Source organism: Arthrobacter castelli DSM 16402 (assembly GCF_000430705.1).
Lineage (GTDB): Bacteria > Actinomycetota > Actinomycetes > Actinomycetales > Micrococcaceae > Arthrobacter_C > Arthrobacter_C castelli.
In genome coordinates this window covers 127,275-152,646 of sequence record NZ_AUMN01000005.1, presented here as the reverse complement: position 1 = coordinate 152,646, position 25,372 = coordinate 127,275, and the positions used below count along the sequence as shown (strand labels likewise).

The window sequence follows — 25,372 nt, the reverse complement described above, 5'->3', positions numbered from 1 at the left end:
AGCGCTACCGGGCTGGAGGGCCACTGTCCTGAGCCGCTGGCCGCTCAACTGTTGAGCCGCCCCTTGTAATGTCGAACTATGGATACCGGTACGTTGCTCAACTTCCTCCTGGTTCTCCTGTTCGTGCTGATCGGGGGCGTGTTCGCCGGCACGGAAATGGCCCTGGTCTCGCTGCGGCAAAGCCAGATCCGCGAGATTGAATCAAGCGGGCGGGGCGGCGCGAAGATTGCTGCACTGGCGCGCAACCCAAACCGGTTCCTCTCCGCCGTCCAGATCGGCGTTACCGTATCCGGGTTCTTTTCAGCGGCCTTCGGCGCCTCCGCCATCGCGCCGGACGTGGCACCGATTCTTGAGAGCCTCGGGATAGCGGCCGGCACCGCCTCGACGGTGGCCTTCATTGGAACGACGGTCCTGGTCGCTTACCTGTCCCTGGTGTTGGGTGAGCTGGTGCCCAAAAGGTTGGCGATGCAATCCGCCGTCGGCTTCACCAAGGTGTTGGCCCCGCCGTTGAATGTGTTCTCCCAACTGATGCGCCCGGTGATCTGGTTGCTGTCCGCATCCACCAATGGTGTGGTCCGCATACTCGGCGGCGACCCGCATGCCCACAATGAAACGGTCACCGCTGACGAACTGCGTTATATGGTGGCGGACAACGAATCCCTCAGCGAGACCAGCCGCGGCATCCTGACCGACGTTTTCGGCGCCAGCGATCGACTGTTGCAGGAAGTCATGCGCCCCCGCACCGACGTCACGTTCATCGACAGCACCATGACGCTGTCCGAGGCCCGCGACTTCACCCGAGGACACCCGTATTCCCGCTATCCGGTAGTCAGGGACTCGCCCGACGACGTCGTCGGCTTCATCCACATGCGCGACCTGATGCCCACACGCGACGGGAATGACGGCGGCGCCACGGTGGCCGACATCGGCCGGGACATCATCGCCCTTCCGGGGACAAGCCAGGTGCTGCCTGCGTTTTCCCGGATGCGTGCCGAAGGCCAGCACATTGTCCTGGTGGTGGACGAATATGGCGGCACCGACGGCATCGTCACCATGGAGGACCTGGTCGAAGAACTCGTCGGGGAGATCTACGACGAATATGACACCGGGCGGGAGCCCGAAGACCGGGTGCGGCGGACAGGGGACGCGGTGGAAATCGACGGTGGCTTGATCCTGCAGGAAGTCGACTCACTCGTCGGAATCACCCTGCCCGAAGGTCCCTACGAGACAGTCGGCGGCTTTATCACTGAGCGCCTGGGCCGACTTCCCAAGGTCGGCGACGTGGTGGAGGCAGAAGGCAATACGTTAACGGTACTGACCATCGCCCGACGACGGATCGGCCGTATACGGGTCCGCACGTTGGAACCGGAAGTGCCGAACGACGGCGGCGATGGGACTGGTCACCACGACCATTAGAGCGCCGTCGGGCCGCTATGCCCGCTGCTGCACTGCGCCTTCTTCGGCGTCCGGCTCCACCTTGTCCTTATGCTGTGGCGCGATGGCGGTGCAGAAGATGCCCAGTATGGCCATCCCGAAGAACATGACCAGCACAGACCAGATCGTGCCCGTCCAGTCGTACAGGGCGGTCGCGGCGATCGGCGAGAGCCCGGCCCAGAACGCGGCGGCCACGCCGTAGGACAGCGAGATGCTGGTATAACGGGCCTGCGGCACGAACAGCTGGGCGAGGATCGTCGCCACGGGTGCGTAGGTGAAGGACATCATCAGCCGGATCGCACCGAAGGCCAGGAAGATGAGGACCTCTGCGCCGCCGCCGGCCATCAGCAGGAACTGCGGCATGATCAGGAAGATGGAACCCACCAGGCCGATCTGCATGATCTTCTTCCGACCGAACTTGTCACCCAGCCATGCGATGGGAAGCGTACACAGCAGCTCCAGCGCCGAGGCAAAGGACATGGCATTGAGAATCAGCGTCTCGTCCAGACCAATATCGGGGCCGGTACCGTAGGCCGTTGCGAACGTTGTGACAAGGTAGTACCCGCCGGTGGACACAGGCAGCAGGCCAATACCGATCAGGATGGGCTTCCAGTTGGTACGGAGCGCAAACTTCAACGGCAGCGATTGCCGTTCCTCCTGGCTCTCCTGGGCGAAGACCGGCGATTCCTCCACCTTGTACCGCACATAGAACCCCACGCCGACCAGGATGATGGAGAGCAGGAACGGAATCCGCCACCCGCCGTTGACCAGGAAGTCATCCCCCTGGGCTGAGAGCAGTCCGAAGATCGACGACGCCAGCAGCGCCCCTGCCGGGTTGCCCAGCTGCGGGAAGCCGCCGTAGAAGGTCTTGTACTTCTCGGGGGCGTGTTCCACCGACATCAGCACGGCGCCGCCCCATTCACCGCCGACGGCGAGACCCTGCAGTGCGCGCAGCAAGACCAGGATGACCGGAGCCCAGGTACCGATCGATTCGTAGGTGGGCATCAGCCCCACCATGAACGTCGACAGCCCCATCACCAGCAGCGTGATCACCAGCGACGGCCGGCGTCCGAACTTGTCGCCGATGTGCCCGAAGACGATGCCGCCGAGCGGCCGGACCAGAAAGCCCACGGCGTAGGTGGCAAATGCCGCTGCCACCCCGGCCAGGTAATCCTGCTGGGGAAAGAACAGCGGCCCGAAGACCAGCGCGGCCGCGGTGGCATAGACGTAGAAGTCGTACCATTCAATGGTGGTGCCGACGAACGCGGCGAACCCTGCCTTCCGTGCCTTGGCATGGTTGAACTGTGGCTGGCTGGTGGCCGGCTGGGTCATCAGAGTACCTAACTATCGCCTGGGTCACTGGGATGAAGTGTGAGCGAGACTACACCGCAATTCCCGCGACAGCAACATCAGAAACACTACTGAATGGTTCGATAACTTTGTCTTTGTTCCATCGTGTCACCACATAGTGCACTGACAAGTTAGTACTTCGGCGTATATACTTTTCTTTTGTTGAAGGGCTGACATCCTTCGCAGGATTCCACACGTTTCACAGGAGCGCACCTATGGACATTGACGCACAATTGGTCCGGACACTGCAGCACGACGGGCGTGCAACGTATCAACAGATAGCCCGCGCCCTGGATCTTCCGCGCGCCATGGTCTCGTCCCGGATGCGCGAGTTGCTCTCCAGCGACACGGTCCGGGTGATCGCCGCCGTCGATCCCGGGTTCCTGGGCCAGTACGTCATCGCCCACGTGTCCATCGCGGCATCCGGTCCGGTGCAGCGCCTGGCCGACGCACTCAAGGAAACCAGCGAGGCAGTGCTGGTCTCGGCCATCGGGGGCAGCCATGCGCTGATCGCCGAAGTGCGGGTCGGCTCCCACGATGAGCTGTACACCCTGCTGGCCTGGATCCGCCGCCAGAGCGGAGTTGCTTCCATCGAAACGCTGATCTACACCGACGTCGTCAAGGGCCTGTTTATCTCCCGGTACCAGGGCGGGGCGACTATTGACGACGTCGACATCCAGCTGATTGAGATTCTGCAGCGGGACGGCCGGGCCAGCTACAGGGATTTAGCGCACGACGTCGGCCTCTCCGCCACCGCGGTGCGGAGCCGGGTGCAGCGGTTGCTGGATCTGCGGATCATCAAGATCAGCGCCGTCGAAGCCCGCGGCGCCGGCGGCCGGCAGATTTCCATGGGCATCGGCGTGAACCTGGTTGGCGACGACCGGGAAGTCGTCGACCTGCTGCACGGCTCGCCGAATGTCGAGTTCATTACCCGCACGGTGGGGCGGTTCGACCTGGTCGCCACCTTGGCTTCCGAAACCCCCAGCGGATTGCTGAACCAGCTCGAACACCTGAAGTCACTGGCGAGCGTCAACCACGCGGAAGGCTGGCTGCACCTGGAGGTCATCAAGGAGGATTACGCCCGGCGGATGGCGTGAAACGACGGGCCGCGAGCTGTCATAGGCTGCGCGCCATGGGCCGTTGTTCGCTTATCATCCGCTCGAATACCTCCCCCATTTTGATACACATCCAAAGTGCCACCGTCTTGCTAATTGTTTTTCGTTCGCTATAGTCTGAATCTCCCACCACATCGACGGCGGCAGGAAGGCGTGCATCATGGCAGAGGCGAAGACCACCGCCCTGGGCTGGATCGACAGCCACATGGAGGAGCTTTCGAGGTGGCACAGCCATATCTGGGACCTCGCCGAACCGGCCTGGCGTGAGCACCGCTCCAGCCAGTGGTACGTCGAGACGCTGCGCGAGTACGGCTTCGAGGTGGAAGCCGGAAGCGCCGGCATGCCCACCGCGTTTTCCGCCACGTGGTCCAACGGCGACGGCCCCACGCTGCTCACCTACGCCGAGTACGACGCGGTGCCCGGCAACTGCCAGGCCGCCGAACCGACTGAAACCCCGCGCGGCGGCTTATCCGCCTTCGCCCCCGGCCACACCGACCCGCACTCGGCGCTTGGCATCTCCACTCTCGCCGGACTGCTCGCCACCCAGGAGGCGATGAAGCAGCACAATATTGGCGGCACCCTGCGCTATACCGGTGAACCGGCCGAGAAGATGCAGGGGTCCAAGCTGGTGCATGGGCTGCGCGGCTACTACGACGACGTCGACACCATCGTCAGTTTCCACCCCTTCTACATGCTGCCGCTGTGCAATACCGCCCGCTGGGACACCCAGTGCGGGGCCTACTTCAGCAAGGTGTACACCTTCGTCTGCGACGAGCCGCAGACCTGGCAGCAGACCGACGCGACCAGTCCGATCCCGGCGTCGCACTCGGCCGCCCGGGCGCCTGGCGCCAATGCCGCGCTGATGACCATGTACACCACGTCCAAGTCGATGCAGGATTCGATGCTGCCGGCCAACGGCGGCTGGTCGCTGTCCGAGGCAATCAACACCTACGGGCAGGCGACGGCGGACAACCTGCCGGCCCGGTATGCGCAGATCCAGTACTCCTGGCGGTGCCCCACGGTGGAAATGGCCAACCACATCACCGAGGTGCTGGACCGCAACGCCGCCGCCGCTGCCGCCGTCGCGCACTGCCAGGTGCACGAAAGCTGGGTGAGCAAGACACGGCCCGGCATCACCAACCATGTCCTCGCCGATACCCTCTACGGTGAACTGGCCGGCGTCGGCGCCCCGACGTACGGCGACGACGCGGTCGCCTTCGCCCGCCAGATCCAGCAAAACCTCGGCCAAACTCCCGCCGAGGACCCGTTCCTTCCCGAATGCAGCCAACTCATCTCCCCGCAGCAGGCCGAGGCGAAGCTGCGCGAGCACATGCCCGCGTGGCAGACGAACTGGACCAGTGACGACTACGTCGAAATGACGCACTACGCCCCCACCGTCCGGTTCTACATTTCCCGACCGGCCCTGGCCGCGGGCGCGGACAGATTTGCCTACCCCGGCTGGGTGATGAACGCGCTCGGCGGCCATCCCGCCGCCATCGACCCGACCATCGAAGTGGCGTCCAGGACCATCGCGGCGACCTTCCTGCGACTGCTGGCCGAACCGGACCTGTTGACTCAGGCCCGGGCGGAATTCGACGAGCGGCGCGCCGCCAATCCGGTGCCGCCGCTGCTGGAGCCGGACTTCCAACCACCTGTCGACCTGGCGTGGCCGGACTACGGAACCAACGACGACGGTGCCCGCACGTGGATGGTGCCGCAGACTTTCTCAACGAATGCGAGGACCTGAGATGCCGACGAACACCGTCGCCGAAGCGATCATGACCACCGTGGCGAACTACGGCATCGACACCGTGTTCGGCATTCCCGGCACCCACAACGTCGAGCTGTACCGGCCGCTCAAGCCCCTCGGTCTGACCGCCGTCACCACGCGGCACGAGCAGGGCGCGGGGTATGCCGCCGACGCGTGGTCGCAGCGCACCGGGCTGCCCGGAACGGTCATCACCACCTCGGGTCCGGGTCTGCTCAACGCGCTCTCGGCCGCCGCGACCGCCTACTGCGAGTCCCGGCCGATGCTGGTCCTCTCCCCCGGAGCCCCCACCGGTTCAGAGAACAGCGACGTCGGCGCGCTGCACGAAACCCGCAACCCCACCGGTGCCGTCGGCGCGCTGATCGTCGAAAGCCACCGGGCCGCGAGCGCCGCCGACGCGGTGGTGCAGATCCACGCCGCCTTCGAACTGTTCGCCACCCGGCGTCCGCGGCCATTCCACCTCGAGGTTCCGCTGGACATCCTGGATTCGTCTCAGGTGTTTGACGAGCCCGCGCTGGCGGCGCGGGAGTTCGTTCCGCCACGTGCCGCGGCGCCTGGCGACATTTTCGCCGCCGGCGACGCGCTGGCCGGAGCGGCTTCCCCGATGATCATCGCCGGGGGCGGCGCGACCTCGGCCACCGTCGAAGTGCGGGCGCTGGCCGAGAAGCTGCAGGCGCCCGTGGCCACCTCCGTCAACGGGAAGGGGACCCTGCCCGAGGACCACCCACTAAGCCTGGGTGCCAGCCTGCGCTTCGGGCCGGTGCTGACGTGGTGCAACGAGGCCGATGTGCTGCTGGTGGTTGGTTCCAAGGTGGGCGAATCCGAGCTCTGGGGCGGCACCATTGAACGGACCGGACCCACCATCCGCATCGATATCGATCCCGGGCAACTGGATATGAACATCGCCGGCGATATCCACCTGCACGGCGACTCCGCCTGGGCCCTGGGCGAGCTGCTGGCCGGATTGGAAAAGGAGCACCCGGAGCTAACACGCGCGCCCGTCGACCTGGCCGAGCAAAAGCGCACCGTCCGCGAGTGCGCCCTGGCCGAGTCCCCCGCCTCCGCCGGCATCGTCCAGGCGATCGCGCAGGCGTTGCCATCCGAAACCTTGATCGCCGGCGACTCCTCCCAGGTCACCTACCTGGCCACGGTGAACCTGATCCCCGCGGTCGAACCGGGACAACTGCTCTACATGCCCGCCTACGCCACCCTCGGCTACGGCCTGCCCGCTGCCATCGGCGGCAAGGTCGCGGACCCGGACCGGCCGGTGTGCTGCATCGTCGGGGACGGGGCGTTAATGTTCTCGCTGCAGGAAATGATGACGGCGGTCGAGCAGCAGCTGGCCATCACGCTGATCTGCGTGGACAACGGCGGCTACGGCGAAATCCGCACCAACATGCTGGAGGCCGATATTGAGCCGGTCGGCGTCGACCTCGCCCAGCCCGACTGGGCGAAACTCGCCGAATCCTTCGGCTTCACCGCCACCTCGGTGACCTCCACCGCGGACCTGCCCGCCGTCGTCGGCCGCCACATCGCGATGACCGGACCCAACTTCATCCACGTCAAGACCGGCAACTAAGACCATCCCCGGATCCGGTCTCCAGCCGGGATCGGGCGCCGAAGCACACGAAAGAGACGCGATGCGCACTTTGCACCACCTCGAATCCAACCCGCTCGATGCCACCACCACGCTGATCACCGGCGCCACCATCCACACCATGGAACCCGGCCCTGCGCCCGAAGCGGTGCTGGTCCACGCCGGCCGGATTGCCGCCGTCGGCTCCGTCGCCGCCTGCCGCGACACTGCCGCCAGGCTCACCCCCACAGCGCCCGACGTCGTCGATCTCACCGGACGCGTACTGGTCCCCGGTTTCATCGACCCGCATGCCCACCCGCTGATGCTGGGCCAGATGATGACCTGGGTGGATTGCGGTCCGGACCAGGCCGCCGACATAGGCGCCATCGTCGCCCTGCTCTCGGAAGCAGCGGCCAAAGCACCCGCCCGCCGGCCGGTCCGCGGGTACGGCTATGAGCAGCGCAATCTCGCCGAGCAACGCCACCCCACCCGGGGTGAACTCGACCAGGTCGCCACCGACCGCGAGGTCTACTTGATGAACGCGTCGGGCCACGGCGGCGTCGTCAACAGCTACACGCTCCAGGCCAACGGGATCACCAAAACCACCCCCAACCCCGCCGGTGGCGAGTTCTTCAAGGACGACGACGGCGAACTCACCGGCGAGCTGTCCGATGCGGCCTGCAATATCCTCACCGGGATTTCCGGGGTGAAGATCGGCCACCACGGCCCCAACTTCCACCTCGAGGACGAACCCGCCGAGCACCTCCGCCAGCTCGACGCCGCCCAGGATGCTTTCCTCGCGGGCGGCGTCACCGCCATCGGCGACTGCCAGGTCACCAAGCGCGAATTCGACACCTACCTGCGGTTCGCCGACGCCGGTTCCCTGAAGACGCGGGTGAACATGTACCTGCTCTCCCATCTGCTCGACTCCGCCCTCGACATGGGCCTGAACGGGGCCTTCGGCAACGCCATGCTCTCGTTCGCTGGCATCAAGTTCTACGCCGACGGCACCCTCGGCGGCTGGACCGCGTACTTCCCCGAAGGCTACATCGACGATCCCTGCCGCACCGGCCAGCTGTACCACGAACCGCGCGAATACAGCGCGCTGATCCGCAAGGCCCACGCCGCCGGATTGCAGACCGCCACCCATGCCCAGTCCCCCACCGCCATCGGCATGGTCCTCGACGCGCTCGACGCCGCCCAACAGGACCGGCCCGACGCCGACGCCCGGCATCGGATCGAGCACTGCGGACTGCCCTCGGTTGAGCAGATCGGCCGGATGAAGCAGCTCGGCGTCTATCCCGTGAACCAGACCCAGCACTACTACAACTGGGGCGAAGGCGTGAAAGACGCCATCGGCACCGAAGGCGAGCGCTTCAACCCGCTCGGAGAATTCGTCGACGGCGGCGTGCCCATCACACTCAGTTCAGATGCACCCGTCGCCGACCCGCGGCCGCTCGAAGCGATCGGTGCCGCCGTCACGCGCATCACCCGCAACGGCCACCGGCTCGGGCCGGACTCGCTGCGGATCACCGCAGCCGAGGCCCTGGCCGGACACACCATCAACGGGGCCCGCGTGCTGGGCAGGGAGACCGAACTGGGGTCCATCGCCGTCGGCAAACGCGCCGACTTCGCCGTCCTCGACGGCGACCCCCTCGCCGTCGACCCCTCCGCCATCTCCTCGATCAAGGTGCTCCAGACCTGGGTCGACGGGCAGATGGTGTACGGGGATTAGCGGCCGCCTATTGTCCAGTCCTCCACCTGCAACCCTGGCACCCGCTCAAACTCCCGGACGTTGTTGGTCACCACCGTCAGCCCCATGGAGCGACCATGACCGGCAATCATCGCATCGTAGGGGCCAATCGGGGCACCATTTCGCCGCAAATGGGCACGGATTCTGCCCGTGTGATGTGCTGCTGAATCGTCGAACGGAAGGACATCGAGACGGGCGGCAAATCCTTCGATGGTCCGCAGATTGGCGTCGACTTTCGCGGAGTTCTCTGCCCCGTACACCAACTCCGAGAGCACCACCGACGATATACATAAGCGCCCGTGCTGTTCGTTAAACCGCTTCCGCAGGAACTCCGGCTTGTTCTTGAGCACGAATATGACCGTGTTGGTGTCCAGCATGTATTCCAGCATCACAAAGCTTCGCGGTCCTGCTCCGGGGGCTGTTCACGTGCTAAGTCGTCGGACACCACTGGCTCGTCAAACCAGCTGTCCCACACCATGTCGACCGGAGCCAGTACCCGCGTCTCGCCAATTGCAAATATGGCCACCTCGCTGACTGCAGCGGGCATTTCCAGTGATTTCGGCAGGCGTACAGCCTGCGACTGGTTACTCCTGAACAACTTGGCCGTCATCATGGCTTCCTCCTTCGCGGATATGTTCATTGTATATCCATTGGAAGTGCGCGGAAAGCCCCGGGGCAGCGGCCCGCCCGGCAGCAGGCGTACGGCCGTCAGTCGGTCACGGACCGCACCACCCGCGCCGGCGATCCCACCACGACGGTGTTTTCCGGTACGTCCTTCGTGACCACGGAGGCCGCAGCGACGACGGCATTGTCACCAATCGTCACGCCCGGCAGGACTGTCACGTTGGAACCGAGCCACACGTTGCGGCCGATGACGACGGGCGCCGGGTGCATATCCGCACGGCGGCTGGGTGCGAGGTCGTGGTTGAGCGTGGCGATCACCGTGTTGTGCCCGATCAGGCAGTCATCGCCGATGACCACACCACCCTGGTCCTGGAACTTGCACCCCGAATTGATGAAGATCCGTTCCCCGAGGGTAATGTTCTTCCCGAAGTCGGAGTACAAGGGCGGGAACACCGTCACCGATTCGGCCACCGGCTTGCCGGTCAGCTGAGCCAACAGCTGTCGCACCCGCGCCGGTTCCTGATATCCGCCGTTGAGCTCCCCGGTAATGCGCAGGGCTTCCTGGCTGGTCCGGTGCATCACCTCGTGCAACGGCGAGTCCCCGGTGATGGTCTGTCCGGCGTTCATCGCCTCAAGGAGATCGTCGAGTTCCATGGTGTCCTTTCAAGTGGATCGGCCGGTGCAGGATTCGCCAGGAGTTACGGCTGGAGCAAGACCTTAATGGCCTCGCGCTTGTCCATCGCCTCATAGCCCTGAGCGGCCTGCTCCAGCGGCAGGGTCTTGTCGAAGACCTTGCCCGGATCGATCTTCCGGTCCCAGATCAGGTCGATCAGCTCGGGGAGGAACCGCCGCACCGGGGCCGGTCCGCCGTGCAGATGCACGAGCCCGAAGAACAGTTCCCCGCCGGGCAATTCGACGTCGTGGGACACCCCGACGTAGCCCACATGCCCGCCGGGACGGGTCGAACGGATCGCCTGCATCATCGACTCCTGGGAGCCCACGGCCTCGATCACACTGTGCGCGCCCAGTCCGCCGGTCAGTTCGGTGATCTTCTCGACCCCGGCATCGCCGCGCTCTTCGACGATGTCGGTCGCGCCGAACTCCCGCGCCAGCTTCTGCCGATCCGGGTGGCGGCTCACCGCGATGATCTGTTCGGCGCCCATTTGCTTGGCGGCCAGCACTCCCATCAGCCCCACGGCCCCGTCGCCGACGACGGCCACCGACTTGCCCGGGCCGACGTCAGCCGCATCAGCAGCGAACCAGCCGGTGCCCAGCACATCGGAGGCAGCCAGCAGGGACGGAATCAAGTCGTCGTCGGGCTTACCCGGCGTAGCGACCAGGGTGCCATCCGCATGCGGGATCCGGGCGTACTCGGCCTGGGTGCCGATGCCGCCGTCGACGAAGATGCCATTGACACACCGGGACTGGTAGCCCGCCTGACAGATCGGGCAAGTGTTATCCGAAATCACGAAAGATCCGACGACGTAGTCGCCCGCCTTGACGGTTGTGACCTCGTCGCCGATGCGCTCGACCACGCCAACGTATTCGTGGCCCATCAGCTGCCGATCCGGGATATCCGCGCCACGGTACGGCCACAGGTCGGAGCCGCACACGCAGGCGGCAACGATCTTGATCACCGCATCAGTGGGGTCTGCGATCTGCGGATCTTCGCGCTCTTCCACCCGGACATCGCCGGGGCCGTGCATAATCACACCACGCATATTTTGGTCCTTTCTTACGGTTCTTACGGTTTGGTTGAGAGTTGATTCCGCCGACGACGTCACCCCGCGCTGAACAGGGCGACACCGCTGGTCGGTCAGGTGCGGCGTCAGGCCCTTCGCCCGGGAAGCGCCGAGTCGGCAGCGTAGTCGGGCTGGTTCGGCTTGTTCCATGAACCGAGCAGTTGAAGCTTCTGGTACGACTCAGATCCCGGTTCGGCCGTGTAAATGATCAGGGCCAGGCCCTTCTCCGCGGTGATCGCCAATTCGTCGTAGGCCAGGTTCAATTCCCCCACCTGAGGATGGTTGAATCTCTTGGTCCCCGTGCCGTGGGTCCTCACATCGTGGGCAGCCCACAGCCTGCGGAAGGTCTCGCTCTGGGTGGACAGCTCCCCGGCGAGGTCCTGGATCCCGCGGTGCTGCGGGTCTTTGCCGGCCTCGGTGCGGATAATTGCCACACACATCTGCGCGAATAATTCCCAGTCCGGATAAAAATCCCTGGAGGCAGGGTCCAGGAACTGGAACCGGGCCAGGTTGGGCGTGCGACCGCCGTCGCCGATCACCGGTGAGTAGAACGCACGGCCGAGCTCATTGACGGCGAGCAGATCCTGGACCTCGTTGCGCACGAACGCCACCGAATCCTTCATCGAATCCAAGGCCCACTGCAGGCTTTCGCCCGGCGGCCTGGCCGGGGACGCCGGGCGGCGGTGCCGCCCGGATGTGGGGATGCCGTCGGCGGCCCGGGCGAGATCGAACAGATGCGCGCGCTCGGTCCCGTTGAGCATCAGTGCGCGCGCCAGCGCTTCCAACACCGACGCCGATGCCCCGCCGATCGCGCCGCGCTCAAGCTTCGAGTAGTACTCCACGCTCACCCCGGCAAGGCTTGCCACCTCGCCGCGGCGCAGGCCCGGCACCCGCCGGTGACCACTCGCAGGCATCCCGGCACGCTCGGGCGTGACCTTCGCCCGCCGCGACATCAAGAACTCGCGCACCTCTGACCGGTTGTCCATGTTCTTAACCGTACGGTTTACCGTGGGAATCCGGGATACCCTCTCAGGGCACCTCTCACGGGGGCTCTCGCCAGCGCCCGGCGTGCGCGTCATTGCCGTGTGCTGTACGAGATCCATCCGGACCGGCGGGTCGTGATCGTTTTGGACATACATCCAACATCGCGCCGCGGCATACAGGACACGTTGAGAAGATAGGAGAACGCACATGATCAGTCTTGACGCAATAGATCTGGAATTCCTGATGATGGCGCTGGAACATCAAACCGACTTCTACGACTCGTTCTGGTGGTTCGATCCGGATACGGGCGAGATTGGTTTCTGGCTGCGCGGCGCCGCAGAAGAGTCCGTTGAGGAGCTGGAAGAGCGAGGCGTCATCACCATCGACCCCATATCCTCTCGTGACGGTTACCGGGAGATGGAGGATTTCATTTCGACCGTAAGCGATGACCGGTCCAGAGACTTGCTGCAGCAGGCCATCGACAGGAAACGCCCGTTCCGGCGGTTCAAGGACACGCTCATCGATCTGCCGGAACTGGGCGATCAGTGGTTTACGTTCCACGACCGGACCGTGCGCACCCACGCCATCGAGTGGCTGGTCGATGCCGGAGTTGTCGACCGCGCCGAGGCGGAGCAGGCACTTGCCCAAGGGCCCGACGCCGGCAGGAAGTCATCTGACGGATGAATTCCGGCAGCTTTGGCCCCGGAACAACGACGACGATGGCATCTAGCCGCCCTGTCTACCCGTCGCTGCCGCCGACGTGTTGATGCCGTCGAACGTCCATCAGGAACTTGAGCCCTCCCGGCGACGGGACTCTCGGCGCCAACACCCCGCACTCGGGACCGAAGACACCGAGCGACACCAGACCCCCGCGGACGGCATGGAAGAGATCGAGGCCGGCCGCCTCAGACACCGGGCCGCCATCGGGACTGCCGAATCCCTCCGCCATCAGCACCTGCGCCACCGCGTCACCGACCGAGCGCCATGGCGGCAGCTGGTCTGCCAGCAGCCACGCCACCACCACCCGGGAAGTCGCCTCCACCGCCGGGTGTTTTTCAGTGGCCACAGCGCTGGCAAGGTGATCCCAGAGCGCCGCATCGTCGTCGGCGATTTTGCGGGCGGCCGGGGTGCGCAGCAGCTTCCCCTTGTACTTGCGCAGCAATTTCCACTGCTGCATCCGGGTGCGCAGCTCCCACACCGGCAGTGTCTGCGTTTCCCGATTGTGCTTTCCCGGCCACTGCCGTTCCCACCCGAGTCCGCTCATGATTTCGGCGACCACTGCCGGTTTCAGGTAGCCATCCTTGGTCAACTCCAGACCTTCTGTGCCCACCCGCTGCAACAGCCACCGCGCGGGGCGGACGACGGCGGATATCTCCTCCGGCGTCGGCTTCGCACCGTTGACCTGAAGACTGAGCCGCTCCAACTTGCCGTTGACCTGTTCAATGTCGAACTCTGACGGGTCAAAGGAAAAAGCGGAATGGCCGGTGACGAACGTATACCAGTCAGCCATCTGCCGGTACTGGGGGTGGGTGACGTCGGCGAGGATTTCGCACAGCTGCCGGTAGCCGCCGATACCACCGGAATCCTCCACCGGTCCGCGGTTTGCTCCATCCAGGCAGCTAAACTGCCCTGCCGGCGCCACAGCGTCGCCGGTGACGGTAATCTGATGATCCCAGCCGTCACCGAAATCGTACTCATAGCTGACCACGCTGCCGGGGCCGTCGGTGATGTCGCCGATGGCGACGGCCGTATCGAACTCCATCTGAAGCTCCATGACGGTTTCTTCGTCTGTGGTGAAGCTGCGCCGCCGGCCCGTCGGATCCGTCACGGTGAATGCGTGCAAGTGGCGGTCCTCCCAGCCGAACGCCCGCTGGATAGCACGGTGCAGATCGCTCAGGGCGGCCGACGCAGGCACGCGTAGATCACATCGGATTTCCGGCTCTGTTCCGACGATAGTGATGCTCAGGTCCAAGGATTTTCCGGCGTCTCCCATGGCCGCCATTATGCCAGTGCCGTATTACGATCCTCGAACACTCATCCCACGACCCACCTCACCCCTTGAGACCCTCCGGGCGCTGCTGTAGTCTCACAACCATTCCGCCCGGCGGATGTGCCGCACGGACGCGTTTCAACTCAACGAAGAGGTGTCGGGTCATGGCAGCAGCTAAGGACAACAGTCTCTCGCGGAGCATGGGGTTGCCGGGGGCCATCGCCACCGTCATTGCCGGCACCCTCGGCGCCGGCCTGTTTGTGACGATCGGAACGGCCAGTGGCACCACCGGCCCGAGCGTCATTCTCGGAGTGGCAGCAACGGGCATTATTGCCATGGCGCTGGCCACCAACTACAGCTGGCTGGCGACCATCTTCCCCGGCGCGGGAGGGGCATACACCTTCATTTCGCGCTCATTCAACAACCGGTTGCTCGGATTCGTCGTCACGTGGACCAAATGGCTCGGCTACATCGCCGCCGACGCCGTCCTGGCCATCGGATTCGGCGCCTACCTGGAAGTATTCGTTCCCGCTCTTGACCCAGTCTGGTCCGGCTTCGGCATACTAACGGTCCTCTTCCTGATCAACTTGTTCGGGACAAAGGGGTACAGCCGGGCGCAAACAGCAATGTTATGGGTGCTTATTGCCTCGCTCATCGTCCTCATCATCCCGGGGCTGTTCAACATCGACACCGCCAGCTACACGCCCTTCTTCACCGGCGAATTCAGCGGGTTCATGGCCGCCACCGTGCCGCTGTTCTACGCCTTCATCGGTATCGAAGTCGCCGCACAGTTCGGCGCCGAAGTGAAGAACCCCAGCCGCAACCTTCCCCTGGCCATCCTCGGCGGCACCGGGATCCTGATCGTCTTGTACATGATCACAGCGATAGTGATTTACGGCGTAGTGGACAGCTACACGGTCCTCGCCGAGTCGGCCAAGCCTCTCTCGACGGCGGCCGAAACCTTCCTCGGCACCTTCGGCACAGTGGTGGTGGCCCTTGGCGGGTTGCTGGCTACTGCCACGAGTACCCACGCCATAATGGCAGCCGCTATCAAGATCCCGTACTCATGGTCCTGGGACGGAATCTTCCCCAAGTGGTTCTCCGCGGTCAACCGGAGGTTCAGGACGCCTCACTGGTCACTGCTGACGCTGTACGTGGCAGCATCGATGCTGCTCTTCTGGTCAGCCGGTCTCGACCAGGCCATTGCCATCGCGACCTTCAGCTACCTGATCGCCTACCTGACGGTGTCCATCGCGACCGGCTACCTTTATGCCAAAGGCGGGGTACTGGCCTCGCGTGCCGCTTATAACCCTGGACGGTGGTTTTATATTGCCGTCGTCGTCGCCGCACTTGGATCGTTGATCCTCATTACACAGGCGGCCAACTGGCCGGCGCTGTTCGCGGGCAACTTTGGCGACTTGTCCACCCTTGCGATCTTCTTCCCCTGGCTGGCTATCGGCCTCATCGTGTTCACCATCTACTGGTACCTGGACAAGAAACGCGGCACCGACGTCGCCGCCGTCCTCGATACCATTCCCGGCGTTCGCGTGGACCCGGCACCACCGGCCGATCCGGAAGCACCGGCTGATCCGCCGGAGCAAGCCGGCCGTACCTGAACCGGGCCGACGCCGTCAGGCCGGCTATGAGGAGGCGAAGGTCAGGGCATCGTTCAGCTTGCCAACGGCCTCGTCGGCAGGCACTTCAGACTTGGCCAGCTCACCCTGCTCGTTCCGCGGCTCCGCAGCAAGGTGCCACCGCCCATCGGAGTCGGCCAGCATACTGGCGGTCACTGAATCCTGCTCGGCCCCGTGGCGGGTGATGTTTACGGCCACCGGCTTTTCGGTGCCTTCATCGGTCAATGCGTTGCGCGCGATGCCCATCCCGACATCGAGCAATTCCGTCCTTGGGTCAAGCGGCAGCAGTTCGTGAACCCCAAGCCGGTTCATGCTGGCCAGGACATTGCCGACGGCCGAGGCGGCGGCGAAGTAGACGTGGCTGTGCTCGTTGGTGACAATGCCAATCTCCAGCCATTCACCCGCCGTCGTCAGCACGGACGCTACTGAGCGGGCCACGCCCTGGGCGCTGACGTTGTCTTCTTCGACAGTTGCGTGGCCGCGGACCAGCAGGGTGGTGATTCCCGCCCGCATGTAGTCGGACTCGTCGTCGACCTCCGGCAGGTGCAGCACCGTGCGGCTGCGTCGTGCAGGTTCAGTGTCGTTCAGGGTCAGCAGCGCCAGAATTTCGTGCTCGGTCAGCAGCAGCGGTTCCGGGTCGTTTTCAGGCATCGTCAGTCCTCGGCATCGTCCGGTCAGGGCGGTCGGCGTTCCCGCCATCCTAATTCACCCGAAACCCCCTGGACTGGGATCCTGCCACCCTGTGGTCAGGCCACGGTCTCTGCTCCGGCAGTCAATCAGCTGGCCCTGCCACCCTGTGGTCAGGCCACCGCGTCCATAAAGGGCGTGGCCGACAAGACAACGACGTCGATCGCGCGTCCACTGGGTGCGGTGTATGTGGCCCGCTCCCCGGGCTTCTTGCCATAAATAGCGGCCCCGAGCGGGCTCTTTTCGCTGAAGACGTCGATGTCGCCGTGGTCGGAGATTTCCCGGCTGCCCATTAGGAAACGCACGGTGTCGCCGGCGATTTCCACCTCAACCAGCATTCCCGGCTCCACCACGCCGTCGTCGTCGGGCGAGTGGACGCGGGAGTTCTTCAGCAGGGAGGTGAGCTGGCGGATCCGGCCTTCAAGCGCCTCCGGCCCCAAAGCGAGGGCTTCGTCGCTTCGCTTATCGAGCAGCACGTCCAGCTCCGCCTTCAAGCGGTCATAAGACTGCTGAGTGAGCCAGGAAATGGGTGCGTTTTTCGAAAGCATTTTCCTCATCCTTCATGTGAGTAAATACCAAGGGGAGCTGTCCCCTTGGCCAAAAGGCAAAAGAGACAAGTACTGTCGGTAAATATTAACCTTAGCCCAAGGAGTTTTTTTAGCAACTTTTTGGGGAAACCGCCCGAAAGTTCCAGCGATTCCGCCGGTGGCCCGTGCTCACGGGGCGGCGAGCCAGCGGGGCCCCGTGCTCACGGGGCGGAATCTGCCACTGGATTTTATTGTTTTTTAGCGTATGGTTCTGAGTATCCACCCTGAAAGGCAGTGATCGAGTTGTCTGGAAAATCTCCACGTGGTTCCAACTCTAAAAAGACCGGAAAGTCCATTCTGGAAAAAAGAGCCGACAAAAAGGCGAAGTCTGCGTCAAGTGATCCGGAGTTCACGAAACCCCGCAAGGCGCGCAAGTCCTGATCGACCCGAAAGAAACTTAAAAAAACACCCAGCTGTAAAGACGGCGGCGCCCAAAGCGCCGCCGTCTTTCAAGGTCTTTCACCGCCGCTGGCCTACACGGCAGCCACTTCCCTTTCCGGAACGCTTCCACCCGTGAGCCCATCCACCTGTTCATCAGTGAGATAGGTCAGCGCAACAAGGATGTCCGTCAACCGGTCCCGCTGCGCGGCGGTGAACCGGGTGGGATCCAGGATGTCGCTGACCCACAACCCGTCCATCGCCAGACGCACCAGAATTCGCATCGCCCGCGAGGACTTCCTGGACGGACGGACGGCACCATCCAGCCAGCGGTTCAAATACAGCAGGGATTCGGCCAGGTTTGGCCTGTTTACTGCGGCAGTCAGCAGCGCAGCCTGATCCTTATCGCTGTTCGCACGAACATCCGAGAATGCCTTTATATATGCACGTTCGTCCGCACCATGCTCAACGGGATCGTCATCGGCCAACGTACCCAACTCGTGGACCAGCTCAACGATAATTGACTCGACATCGCGCTCAATCTCATCGATCGGCGCACCGGGCCTGAACATCGCTCCTCCGTACCCTCATGCAGCCAGTAAGGCAACCACCAAGTCTATCCGAGTTCGCCGGGGAAGTCCCTTCGGCGATTACTCCAACCCGGAAGGGAACGCGACGCGGAACTCGAGGTTGCGGGCCACCGGCGACAGCGCGAAGTCCGGCCACACGTCCGGCCCGCAGGCGCGGCTGCCGACTCCGTGCTGGGCGGCGTCCAGGTATAAATAGGTGTGCGCGCTGGCAGGGAGTTCATGCTGGTGTCCGGCCGTGGCCATGTCCTCGGCGGTGTTGCGGGCGAGGGTGAAGCCGGGGAGCCTGCCGGAGGTGTCGCGCTGCGCGATGAGATCCATCCGTGGCTTGCCTTCGTCCAGCAGCCGGAGCCATCGCATGTCACTGCGGTGTCCGCTTTCCTGCGGCCGTGCGTAGCCGAAGGTGAGTTCCTCGATGCCGGCCTGGAACCGGCCGGTGCCGGCCGCGTTCCTGCTGTCCGGGTAAGACTCATGCGGGCCGGTGCCGAACCAATCGGCTCCCGATATCGTCGAGGGCAGGTCGAATCGGACACCGAGCCGCGGCCACAGGATGTCCCACCCGGTCGTTGGCATCATCTCGATCCGCAGCAGCAACTCCGGCTCATCCGAACCGGGGCTGTCCACCAGCGTCCAGGTGGTTTGCGTCCACACAGCCCGGGCCTCGCTGGCAGCACCGGACCGGATCCGGGTGCGCAGCTGCGTGGGGCTTGCCTCGACGCTGTCCACGCGGTGCTCCAGGCGATCCAGCCCGGCGGCGCGCCACTGTTCTTCCAGCGACGGTTCCGGGTGCCCGTGTCCGAGGTCAGCCCTCGGATCGATGCGGTGGTAGCTGCCAAAGGCGGATCGGCGGTCATTATCAATGGGTGCGCGCCACAGCTGCAGGCGGGGGCCCTTCACAGGCACGCCACCCAGCTCGGTGAGCCTGCCGCCGTCGAACGTTGCCGGTCCCAGCTGCAGAGTCCCGTTGGAGGGTTCCAGCCGACCCGATGCCGGTCCGGGAACCATAGCGCCGGCAGCGCTGCGGTCGACGCCGGGGTTGCGGCCGCCGGCGGTCTGCTCGACGACGGCGGGCCGCGCCGGCGTGACAAGCCGCATCCGCACAGCAGGATGGGTGACGTCGCGTTGCGCCGATGCCACCACGTGCCCTTTCGGCGCCCAGGCCGTATCTTCGCGCAGCTCCGCCGTGAGGGTGAGCCAGCTTTCGGCGTTATCGGCCGGCTGGAACGCGGGAAGTTCCACCCGGGAGCTCTCCCCTGCCGCCGGCTTGCCCGAAGCGACGTCAAGTTCACCGCCGTCGGCTGCATCACCGTCGTACTCCAGCGTCCAGCGGAACACCAGATGGGAGGTGTCGGCACTGTGCTGTTCGTTGGTGATCAGCACCGAGGCGTCGCCGAATTCGAAGCGGACCGGCTGCACGACGGCCTTGAACTCGTGCAAACCGGGTGACGGCGTGTCATCGCTGAGCACCAGCCCGTCCATCACGAAGTTCCCGTCGTGCAGCACCTCGCCGAAGTCTCCGCCGTAGCCGAAGTACTCGGTCCCCTCACGCGTGGTGGTGCGAATGCCGTGGTCGCGCCATTCCCAGACGAACCCGCCGTGCAGCCGCGGATACCGGTGGACCAGGTCCTCGTACTGGTCCAGGCCGCCGGGACCGTTGCCCATGGCGTGGGCGTATTCGCAGAGGATGAAGGGCTTGCTGCGCTGCCGTGCCGACTCGGCCGCATTGCAGGCCAGCAGCAGTTCGGAGGAGTCATCCCGGCCGATCGATTCCGTTTCCGGCACGGAGGAGTACATCCGCGAGTAGACGTCGGTGTACGCTCCGGTGTAGTCGCCTTCGTAATGCACCGGCCGTTCCGGGTCACGCTGGTGCGCCCAGCCGGAGGCCGCGGCCAGGTTCATCCCGGTGCCGGATTCGTTGCCCAGCGACCACATGATGATGCTGGGGTGGTTCTTGTCCCGCTCGATAGTGCGTTCGATCCGGTCGATATACGCCTCGCGCCAGGCGGGGTCGTCGCTGGGGTTGTCGATCCACCCGTTCGCCTCGAAGCCGTGGGTTTCCAGGTCGCATTCGTCGATCACCCAGAACCCGATTTCGTCGGCCAGGTCGAGCAGCTTCGGGTGGGGCGGATAGTGGCTGGTGCGGATGGCGTTGACGTTGAACTGCTTCATCCGGCACAGGTCCGCCCGGGCATGCTGCTCGTCGAACACCCGCCCCCGGTCCGGGTGCGCCTCGTGCCGGTTCACGCCGTGGAACACCACCCGCCGGCCATTGACCAGGAACCGGTCGCCGATGATCTCGACAGTGCGGAAACCCACCCGCAGTTTCACCGTTTCGGCGGACGAAGCCACCTCCGCCTCGTACAGCCGCGGGGTATCGGCAGTCCACGGTTCCACGTGCCCAATGCTGACGGGCTCGACGTCGCCGGGCCGCTGCCACGTCTGTTCGATCCCAAGTTCCGGCACCCGCAGGGTCACCGGGTACGCGTGCTCACCGGCGGTGATTTCGGGCGACAGCAGCCCCTGCCCGTCCCGGTAGCCGGTGCTCAGCCAGACGTCGTCGAGCCCGCCGTGCGGCCGGGCCTCGAGGGTGACGTCGCGGAAGATCCCGGGCAGCCACCACTGGTCCTGGTCTTCGAGGTAGCTCGCGTCCGACCATTGGTGCACGCGGACCACGATGAGATTCTCCCCGGGTGCGACGTCGTCGGTGACGTCGAATTCCTGCACCAGCCGGCTGCCTTTTCCGACCCCGACTTCCCGGCCGTTGAGCCAGACCCGGTAGGTCGACTCCACCCCGTCGAAACGCAGCACCACCCGTTCTGCGGTGGCCCAGTCGCCGGGAACGTCAAAGCGACGCCGGTAGTCGCCGGTCGGGTTCTCGTCCGGCACATGGGGCGGATCCACCGGGAAGGGGTAGCGGACGTTGGTGTAGATGGGCTGCCCCCACTGGCCGTCGCCCTGCAGTACCCAGTGTCCGGGCACCTGGATGTGCTCCCACCCGGAGTCGTCAAAGGCGACGGCGCCGACGTCGTCGGGCCCCTCAGTGTCCGCGTCTCCTGCCACGCCGCTTCCCCCGCGGTCCAGCGTCCCGTAGCTCAGCCCGGGCGCATGATCCAGCAGCCGGAACCGCCACTGGCCATTCAACGACAGCCGCGGCGCGTCCGAGTCCAGCTGGGACCTGGCCGGAAGCCGTTGGCCGCTGCCCGGCCCGCGGTCGGTGAGGTAGTTCTGAATTGCCGGACTCATTTGACCGCTCCTTCTGTGAGTCCCCCGCGCCAGAACCGCTGCAGCACGATCATTGCGATTCCCAGGGGAATGACCGACAGCAGCACGCCGCCGGTGGTGAGTTCGTAGAATTCGGGCAGCCGCTCCACTTGGCTGCTCCAATTGTTCAGGCCGAGGGTAATGGGATACAGGCTTGAATCGGCCAGCATCACCAACGGCAGGAAGTAGTTGTTCCAGATACTGACCAGCTGGAACAGGAAGACGGTGACCAGGGCCGGGGTGAGGATCTTCAGCCCGAGGGTATGGAAGATCCGCAGTTCGCTGGCCCCGTCCAGGCGCGCCGCTTCCATCAACGAGGTGTCCATCGAGGCACTGGCGTAGATCCGGCAGAGGAACAGTCCGAACGGCGAGACCAGCGAAGGCAACAGCACACTCCAGTAGGTGTTCGCCAGCCCCAGCTGGCTGAACAGCAGGAACAGCGGTAGCGCGATGGCGGTACCGGGAACCAGCACGCCGCCAAGGACGGTGCCAAAGATCGCGTTCCGGCCACGGAACTCGTACTTGGCCAGCGCATACCCGCCCGCGGCGGCGAAGTAGGTGGCACCCACTGCGCCCACCCCTGCGTAGAGCACCGAGTTGGCGAACCAGCGGACGAAGACGCCGCCGTCGTACGTCAACACCTGCACCACGTTGGTCCAGAGATTAAAGGAGCTGCCGAACCAGAACCCGTTGGAGGCGAAGAGGTCTTCGGTGGTCTTGGTCGCCGCCAACACCACCCAGTAAACCGGCACCAGGAAGTACAGGGCGACGACGACAAGTATCCCGGTGGTGATGATGGTCGACGCCTTGGAGCGGCCCGCCGAGCGATCCCTGCTGTTGGGCGCCGCGCGCCTGGTCCTGGCCGGTTGGTGGTCGAGGCGAGTCTGCGTGGCGGTCATACGGACTTCCTATTGGTCAGGCGCAGGAACGCGAACGAGAGGATGAATGCGGCAAGCGCGATCAGCACCGCTTGAGCGGCGGCAGCGTTGTACGCGTTGTACGCAAAGGCCGTCGTGTAGGCGCTGAGGTTCGGGGTGTACTGGCTGTCGATGGCGGTCGACGACGTCGACAGCACCTGGGGCTCGGCGAAAAGCTGCATGGTGCCGATAATCGAGAACACGGTGGTCAGTACCAGCGCCGGGCGGATCAGCGGCAGCTGGATCTTCCACGCCACCTGCCAGCCGCTGGCGCCGTCCACCCTGGCGGCTTCGTACAGCTCCCCCGGGATGGACTTGAGCTGGGCGATGATGATCATCATGTTGTAGCCGGTATAGGTCCAGGTCACGATATTGGCGATGGACCACAGCACTGTGGACGGGCCGAGGAAGTTCAGTTCGATACCGACGACGGCGGCCGCATCGATGATCGGGCTCAGCCCCGGCACGTAGAGGAAGGACCACAGGATGGTGGCGATGACCCCCGGAATGCCGTACGGGAGGAAATAGGCCGCCCGGAAGAAGCCGGGCCACCGGGCAGAGGCCGATTCCAGCAGGATGGCCAGCACCGTGGCCAGCAGCATCATGACGGGCACCTGGACCAGCCCGAACAGCACCATCCGGCCGATCGAGGCGATGAATCCGCCGTCGGCCAGCGCCTGGGCGTAGTTTTCGAACCACGCGAATTCGGACACTATGCCTTCCTCGCCGAACAACCCCTCGCGACGGACTTTGGTGAAGCTGCTGCCCACGGCCGCGAGGATCGGCAGGATGAAGGTGAGCAGGAACAATGCCAGGAACGGTGCCATCAACACCCACGGGGTGTACTTCAAGTGCTTAGTCATGAATGGTCCGCCTTTCGAATGCTCAGACCTTTCTGCCGGAACGCGGTCATGATTTCGCCTTCTGCCCGGGCCACGGCGTCCACCAGGGTGCCGCCGGAGGCCTGCTTGCGAAATTGGTCGGACAGGATGTTGAACGTCTGCTGGGTGAGCGGTCCCCACGTCCAGTCGGGGTTCTGCTGCTTCACCGCCGGGGCGAAGACTTCTTCGTTGTAGCTTTGGCCGCTGAAGAATTCGGAAGGGCCTTTCCGGGATTCGCCGATGATGTCCGGGCACGGGGACCAGCCGATGCCGCAATGCTCGATCAGCGTGTTGATGCCTTCTTGGGACGTCGTCATCCAGGTGGCGAACTGGAGCGCCTCGTGGGGATGCTGGCTGTTGGCCAGCACTGCCGCCGTCGAACCGCCCATATAAGTGGAGCCGTATCCCGCATTGCCCCATCGGGGCATATCGGCCACCCGCCACTTCCCCTTGGCGCCACTGACGCCCTTGATCAAGGCGTCGGCCCAGCTCGCGCTGGTGATTGATGCGAGCTTGCCATTGGCCGCCGCAGAGAACCATGCCGGCGAGAACGGTTCATACGCCGTCGTCACCAGGTCCTTCTTGATCGCATTGTCGAAGAAGCGCGCGACCCGCATGGTGGCGTCGCCGGTCATATCGATGGACCAGCCGTCGTCGTGCGTCTTCAGCCACGTCGCGCCGGACTGGGTGGCGTAGGCGGTGAAGATACTCGGGTCGGAGAGCGGGAAGCAGTCGAGGTACGCCTTGGCGCGCCGCAGCTCGCCGGCCAGCGCCGCCCAGTCGTCCCACGTTTCGGGCGGTTCCGCTCCCACCTGCTCCAGCAGCTCGTCCTGGTAGAAGAAGCCGACCGGCCCGGAATCCTGCGGGATCCCGAACACGCCGCCGTTGTAGCTGACCTGGTTCCACAGCGTCGGGTCATAACGGCCGGCGTGGTCATCCGCCCCGTAGCGGGACAGGTCCACCAGGCCGTTGACGAGGATGAACGCCGGCAGTTTCCGCATTTCGATCTGGGCCAGGTCCGGTCCGCTGTGGGCGGCGAGCGCGGAGAAGAGCTTTTGGTAGCCGCCGTCGTTGCTTGCCGGGATCCATACCGTTTCCACCTGCACATTGGGATTCTTCGCGTTCCAAATGTCGGCGACCTTTTGCAGGTTCTTCAGCCAGGACCAATAGGTCAACGTGACCTTCCCGCCCGCCGGCGGGATGGTTGGAGCGGCATTGACGGCGGTGCTTCCGGGCGACGCGCACCCCGCAATCGAAGCCATGACGGCGGCGCCCAAGCCATATCCGAGCAGTTGCCGCCGGCTCACCGGTGCTGTCATAAAGTCCCACCTCTCAGTGCCGGCGAAATCGTGATCTGCAGCACACTAACACAAATCTCGAGCACTCACTCTAATTTCAGATTCGATTACGGTATCCTGCTGAACACGAGCAATTCGGCGCCGATGAAGCCGAACCAGCGCAAGGGGGTGCCAGTGGCCACACAACGTGCCGAACGCGGCGGAGCACGGGGGCCGTACGCGAAGTCATCGGCAAAACGCCGCGCCATTGTCGACGCCGCCCACGAGGTCTTCTCCCAGCGCGGCTACCGCGCCGCCTCGTTGAAGAACATCACCGATCACGCCGGGATCAGTGAAACCAGCCTCTTCCACTATTTCGGCACCAAGCAGGACCTGCTGGTCGCCGTGCTGGACCACCGCGACCACCTCGGCATCCGGGCACGGCCGGACGCCGATGGTTGTGTCGATCTCTACACCGAACTTCGGCAGCAGGCCGAGTGGAATGAAGACGTTCCCGGCGTAATCCAGCTGTACTCAGTGCTGGTCAGCGAAGCGACGACCGAGGATCATCCCGGTCGGCAATACTTCGCCGACCGCTTTACCGAACTGCGCCAGCGGTACGCCCGGGAATTCGCCCTGCTGCAGGAGCAGGGCCGGCTGCGGCCGGGAAGCGATCCGGACATGCTGGCCGCGTCGCTTGTGGCATTGTGGGACGGGATCCAGGTGCAGTGGCTGCACGACCCGGCCAGCGTCGACGTCCCGGCCACCCTGAAGTCCTTCCTCGACCTGGCCATCCTGCCCGATCCCCCTGCCTGACCTGTCGTGAA

General features: G+C 64.6%; 22 protein-coding genes. 8 read left to right on the top strand and 14 right to left on the bottom strand.

The window, feature by feature from the left end; translation table 11 throughout:
• The first annotated feature begins 78 nt into the window (after positions 1-78).
• Positions 79-1,416 carry a hemolysin family protein gene (locus tag H535_RS0107845; RefSeq protein WP_026819114.1) on the top strand — a complete coding sequence of 446 codons (1,338 nt, stop codon included), beginning with the start codon at positions 79-81 and terminating at the stop codon, positions 1,414-1,416.
• A 15-nt stretch (positions 1,417-1,431) separates the two neighbouring features.
• Here H535_RS0107845 and H535_RS24170 read toward each other — a convergent pair whose 3' ends face one another.
• Positions 1,432-2,766 carry an MFS transporter gene (locus tag H535_RS24170; protein WP_035768747.1) on the bottom strand — a complete coding sequence of 445 codons (1,335 nt, stop codon included), beginning with the start codon at positions 2,764-2,766 and terminating at the stop codon, positions 1,432-1,434.
• 233 nt (positions 2,767-2,999) lie between these two features.
• Between H535_RS24170 and H535_RS0107835 the strand changes: the two genes are divergently transcribed.
• From H535_RS0107835 to H535_RS0107820, 4 genes are all read left to right on the top strand, one after another.
• Positions 3,000-3,881: an Lrp/AsnC family transcriptional regulator gene (locus H535_RS0107835; protein ID WP_026819113.1), complete on the top strand. Its 882-nt coding sequence runs from the start codon at positions 3,000-3,002 to the stop codon at positions 3,879-3,881.
• Between the two features lie 178 nt (positions 3,882-4,059).
• Positions 4,060-5,646 carry a zinc-binding metallopeptidase family protein gene (locus H535_RS0107830; RefSeq protein WP_035768746.1) on the top strand — a complete coding sequence of 529 codons (1,587 nt, stop codon included), beginning with the start codon at positions 4,060-4,062 and terminating at the stop codon, positions 5,644-5,646.
• 1 nt (position 5,647) lies between these two features.
• Complete coding sequence (locus tag H535_RS0107825) at positions 5,648-7,246, top strand: thiamine pyrophosphate-dependent enzyme (protein ID WP_035768743.1); 1,599 nt, start codon at positions 5,648-5,650, stop codon at positions 7,244-7,246.
• 61 nt (positions 7,247-7,307) lie between these two features.
• Entirely contained in the window at positions 7,308-8,978 is a 1,671-nt protein-coding gene (locus tag H535_RS0107820) for an amidohydrolase (protein WP_026819110.1), read from the top strand.
• Here the strand turns inward: H535_RS0107820 and vapC are convergent.
• The 5 genes from vapC to H535_RS0107795 form a co-directional block, all read right to left on the bottom strand.
• Positions 8,975-9,385, bottom strand: coding sequence for a type II toxin-antitoxin system tRNA(fMet)-specific endonuclease VapC (gene vapC, locus H535_RS0107815; protein ID WP_026819109.1), 411 nt, complete (start codon positions 9,383-9,385; stop codon positions 8,975-8,977). The genes H535_RS0107820 and vapC overlap by 4 nt on opposite strands.
• A complete protein-coding gene (gene vapB / locus H535_RS0107810; RefSeq protein ID WP_026819108.1) occupies positions 9,385-9,609 on the bottom strand; it encodes a type II toxin-antitoxin system VapB family antitoxin in 225 nt (74 codons plus the stop codon). The genes vapC and vapB overlap by 1 nt, the downstream gene beginning before the upstream one ends.
• A 95-nt stretch (positions 9,610-9,704) precedes the next feature.
• Positions 9,705-10,274 (bottom strand): DapH/DapD/GlmU-related protein, encoded by a 570-nt coding sequence (locus H535_RS0107805; RefSeq protein WP_026819107.1) that lies wholly within the window; start codon positions 10,272-10,274, stop codon positions 9,705-9,707.
• Positions 10,275-10,318: 44 nt separating this feature from the next.
• Positions 10,319-11,341: a zinc-dependent alcohol dehydrogenase family protein gene (locus tag H535_RS0107800; RefSeq protein WP_026819106.1), complete on the bottom strand. Its 1,023-nt coding sequence runs from the start codon at positions 11,339-11,341 to the stop codon at positions 10,319-10,321.
• Between the two features lie 107 nt (positions 11,342-11,448).
• Positions 11,449-12,348 carry a helix-turn-helix transcriptional regulator gene (locus H535_RS0107795; RefSeq protein ID WP_026819105.1) on the bottom strand — a complete coding sequence of 300 codons (900 nt, stop codon included), beginning with the start codon at positions 12,346-12,348 and terminating at the stop codon, positions 11,449-11,451.
• A 205-nt stretch (positions 12,349-12,553) separates the two neighbouring features.
• Here H535_RS0107795 and H535_RS24165 point away from each other — a divergent pair, with 205 nt between their 5' ends.
• A complete protein-coding gene (locus H535_RS24165) occupies positions 12,554-13,030 on the top strand; it encodes a UPF0158 family protein (protein ID WP_051298789.1) in 477 nt (158 codons plus the stop codon).
• 55 nt (positions 13,031-13,085) lie between these two features.
• Here H535_RS24165 and H535_RS0107785 read toward each other — a convergent pair whose 3' ends face one another.
• The gene (locus H535_RS0107785) at positions 13,086-14,339 is read right to left on the bottom strand and encodes a plasmid pRiA4b ORF-3 family protein (protein WP_162144867.1); all 1,254 of its coding nucleotides are present in this window, start codon (positions 14,337-14,339) and stop codon (positions 13,086-13,088) included.
• A 161-nt stretch (positions 14,340-14,500) separates the two neighbouring features.
• On the opposite strand from H535_RS0107785, the gene H535_RS24160 reads away from it, so the two are divergent.
• Positions 14,501-15,952 (top strand): APC family permease, encoded by a 1,452-nt coding sequence (locus H535_RS24160; RefSeq protein ID WP_051298787.1) that lies wholly within the window; start codon positions 14,501-14,503, stop codon positions 15,950-15,952.
• Between the two features lie 24 nt (positions 15,953-15,976).
• Here H535_RS24160 and H535_RS0107775 read toward each other — a convergent pair whose 3' ends face one another.
• From H535_RS0107775 to H535_RS0107745, 7 genes are all read right to left on the bottom strand, one after another.
• The gene (locus tag H535_RS0107775) at positions 15,977-16,621 is read right to left on the bottom strand and encodes a hypothetical protein (RefSeq protein WP_035768736.1); all 645 of its coding nucleotides are present in this window, start codon (positions 16,619-16,621) and stop codon (positions 15,977-15,979) included.
• Between the two features lie 149 nt (positions 16,622-16,770).
• On the bottom strand, positions 16,771-17,205 hold the full coding sequence (locus tag H535_RS0107770) for a GreA/GreB family elongation factor (protein WP_026819102.1): 435 nt from the start codon (positions 17,203-17,205) through the stop codon (positions 16,771-16,773).
• 512 nt (positions 17,206-17,717) lie between these two features.
• Positions 17,718-18,194 carry a hypothetical protein gene (locus H535_RS0107765; protein ID WP_026819101.1) on the bottom strand — a complete coding sequence of 159 codons (477 nt, stop codon included), beginning with the start codon at positions 18,192-18,194 and terminating at the stop codon, positions 17,718-17,720.
• 78 nt (positions 18,195-18,272) lie between these two features.
• Positions 18,273-21,452 carry a glycoside hydrolase family 2 TIM barrel-domain containing protein gene (locus tag H535_RS0107760; RefSeq protein WP_026819100.1) on the bottom strand — a complete coding sequence of 1,060 codons (3,180 nt, stop codon included), beginning with the start codon at positions 21,450-21,452 and terminating at the stop codon, positions 18,273-18,275.
• Positions 21,449-22,369: a carbohydrate ABC transporter permease gene (locus H535_RS0107755; RefSeq protein WP_026819099.1), complete on the bottom strand. Its 921-nt coding sequence runs from the start codon at positions 22,367-22,369 to the stop codon at positions 21,449-21,451. Before H535_RS0107755 ends, H535_RS0107760 begins: the two co-directional genes overlap by 4 nt.
• Entirely contained in the window at positions 22,366-23,250 is an 885-nt protein-coding gene (locus tag H535_RS0107750) for a carbohydrate ABC transporter permease (protein WP_026819098.1), read from the bottom strand. Before H535_RS0107750 ends, H535_RS0107755 begins: the two co-directional genes overlap by 4 nt.
• Positions 23,247-24,587, bottom strand: coding sequence for an ABC transporter substrate-binding protein (locus H535_RS0107745; RefSeq protein WP_026819097.1), 1,341 nt, complete (start codon positions 24,585-24,587; stop codon positions 23,247-23,249). The genes H535_RS0107750 and H535_RS0107745 overlap by 4 nt, the downstream gene beginning before the upstream one ends.
• A gap of 153 nt (positions 24,588-24,740) precedes the next feature.
• Between H535_RS0107745 and H535_RS24155 the strand changes: the two genes are divergently transcribed.
• Positions 24,741-25,361: a TetR/AcrR family transcriptional regulator gene (locus H535_RS24155; protein ID WP_035768807.1), complete on the top strand. Its 621-nt coding sequence runs from the start codon at positions 24,741-24,743 to the stop codon at positions 25,359-25,361.
• The last annotated feature ends 11 nt before the right edge of the window (positions 25,362-25,372 follow it).

What these genes read in the sequence shown, in the direction of transcription:
- H535_RS0107845 (WP_026819114.1), top strand. Translation starts at nt 79, where the DNA reads ATGGATACCGGTACGTTGCTCAACTTCCTCCTGGTTCTCCTGTTCGTG.
- H535_RS24165 (WP_051298789.1), top strand. Translation starts at nt 12,554, where the DNA reads ATGATCAGTCTTGACGCAATAGATCTGGAATTCCTGATGATGGCGCTG.
- H535_RS0107820 (WP_026819110.1), top strand. Translation starts at nt 7,308, where the DNA reads ATGCGCACTTTGCACCACCTCGAATCCAACCCGCTCGATGCCACCACC.
- H535_RS0107750 (WP_026819098.1), bottom strand. Translation starts at nt 23,250, where the DNA reads ATGACTAAGCACTTGAAGTACACCCCGTGGGTGTTGATGGCACCGTTC.
- vapB (WP_026819108.1), bottom strand. Translation starts at nt 9,609, where the DNA reads ATGATGACGGCCAAGTTGTTCAGGAGTAACCAGTCGCAGGCTGTACGC.
- H535_RS24160 (WP_051298787.1), top strand. Translation starts at nt 14,501, where the DNA reads ATGGCAGCAGCTAAGGACAACAGTCTCTCGCGGAGCATGGGGTTGCCG.
- H535_RS0107835 (WP_026819113.1), top strand. Translation starts at nt 3,000, where the DNA reads ATGGACATTGACGCACAATTGGTCCGGACACTGCAGCACGACGGGCGT.
- H535_RS0107795 (WP_026819105.1), bottom strand. Translation starts at nt 12,348, where the DNA reads ATGGACAACCGGTCAGAGGTGCGCGAGTTCTTGATGTCGCGGCGGGCG.
- H535_RS0107760 (WP_026819100.1), bottom strand. Translation starts at nt 21,452, where the DNA reads ATGAGTCCGGCAATTCAGAACTACCTCACCGACCGCGGGCCGGGCAGC.
- H535_RS0107745 (WP_026819097.1), bottom strand. Translation starts at nt 24,587, where the DNA reads ATGACAGCACCGGTGAGCCGGCGGCAACTGCTCGGATATGGCTTGGGC.
- H535_RS0107765 (WP_026819101.1), bottom strand. Translation starts at nt 18,194, where the DNA reads ATGTTCAGGCCCGGTGCGCCGATCGATGAGATTGAGCGCGATGTCGAG.
- H535_RS0107775 (WP_035768736.1), bottom strand. Translation starts at nt 16,621, where the DNA reads ATGCCTGAAAACGACCCGGAACCGCTGCTGCTGACCGAGCACGAAATT.
- H535_RS0107805 (WP_026819107.1), bottom strand. Translation starts at nt 10,274, where the DNA reads ATGGAACTCGACGATCTCCTTGAGGCGATGAACGCCGGACAGACCATC.
- H535_RS0107800 (WP_026819106.1), bottom strand. Translation starts at nt 11,341, where the DNA reads ATGCGTGGTGTGATTATGCACGGCCCCGGCGATGTCCGGGTGGAAGAG.
- vapC (WP_026819109.1), bottom strand. Translation starts at nt 9,385, where the DNA reads ATGCTGGAATACATGCTGGACACCAACACGGTCATATTCGTGCTCAAG.
- H535_RS0107830 (WP_035768746.1), top strand. Translation starts at nt 4,060, where the DNA reads ATGGCAGAGGCGAAGACCACCGCCCTGGGCTGGATCGACAGCCACATG.
- H535_RS0107770 (WP_026819102.1), bottom strand. Translation starts at nt 17,205, where the DNA reads ATGCTTTCGAAAAACGCACCCATTTCCTGGCTCACTCAGCAGTCTTAT.
- H535_RS0107785 (WP_162144867.1), bottom strand. Translation starts at nt 14,339, where the DNA reads ATGGGAGACGCCGGAAAATCCTTGGACCTGAGCATCACTATCGTCGGA.
- H535_RS0107825 (WP_035768743.1), top strand. Translation starts at nt 5,648, where the DNA reads ATGCCGACGAACACCGTCGCCGAAGCGATCATGACCACCGTGGCGAAC.
- H535_RS24170 (WP_035768747.1), bottom strand. Translation starts at nt 2,766, where the DNA reads ATGACCCAGCCGGCCACCAGCCAGCCACAGTTCAACCATGCCAAGGCA.
- H535_RS0107755 (WP_026819099.1), bottom strand. Translation starts at nt 22,369, where the DNA reads ATGACCGCCACGCAGACTCGCCTCGACCACCAACCGGCCAGGACCAGG.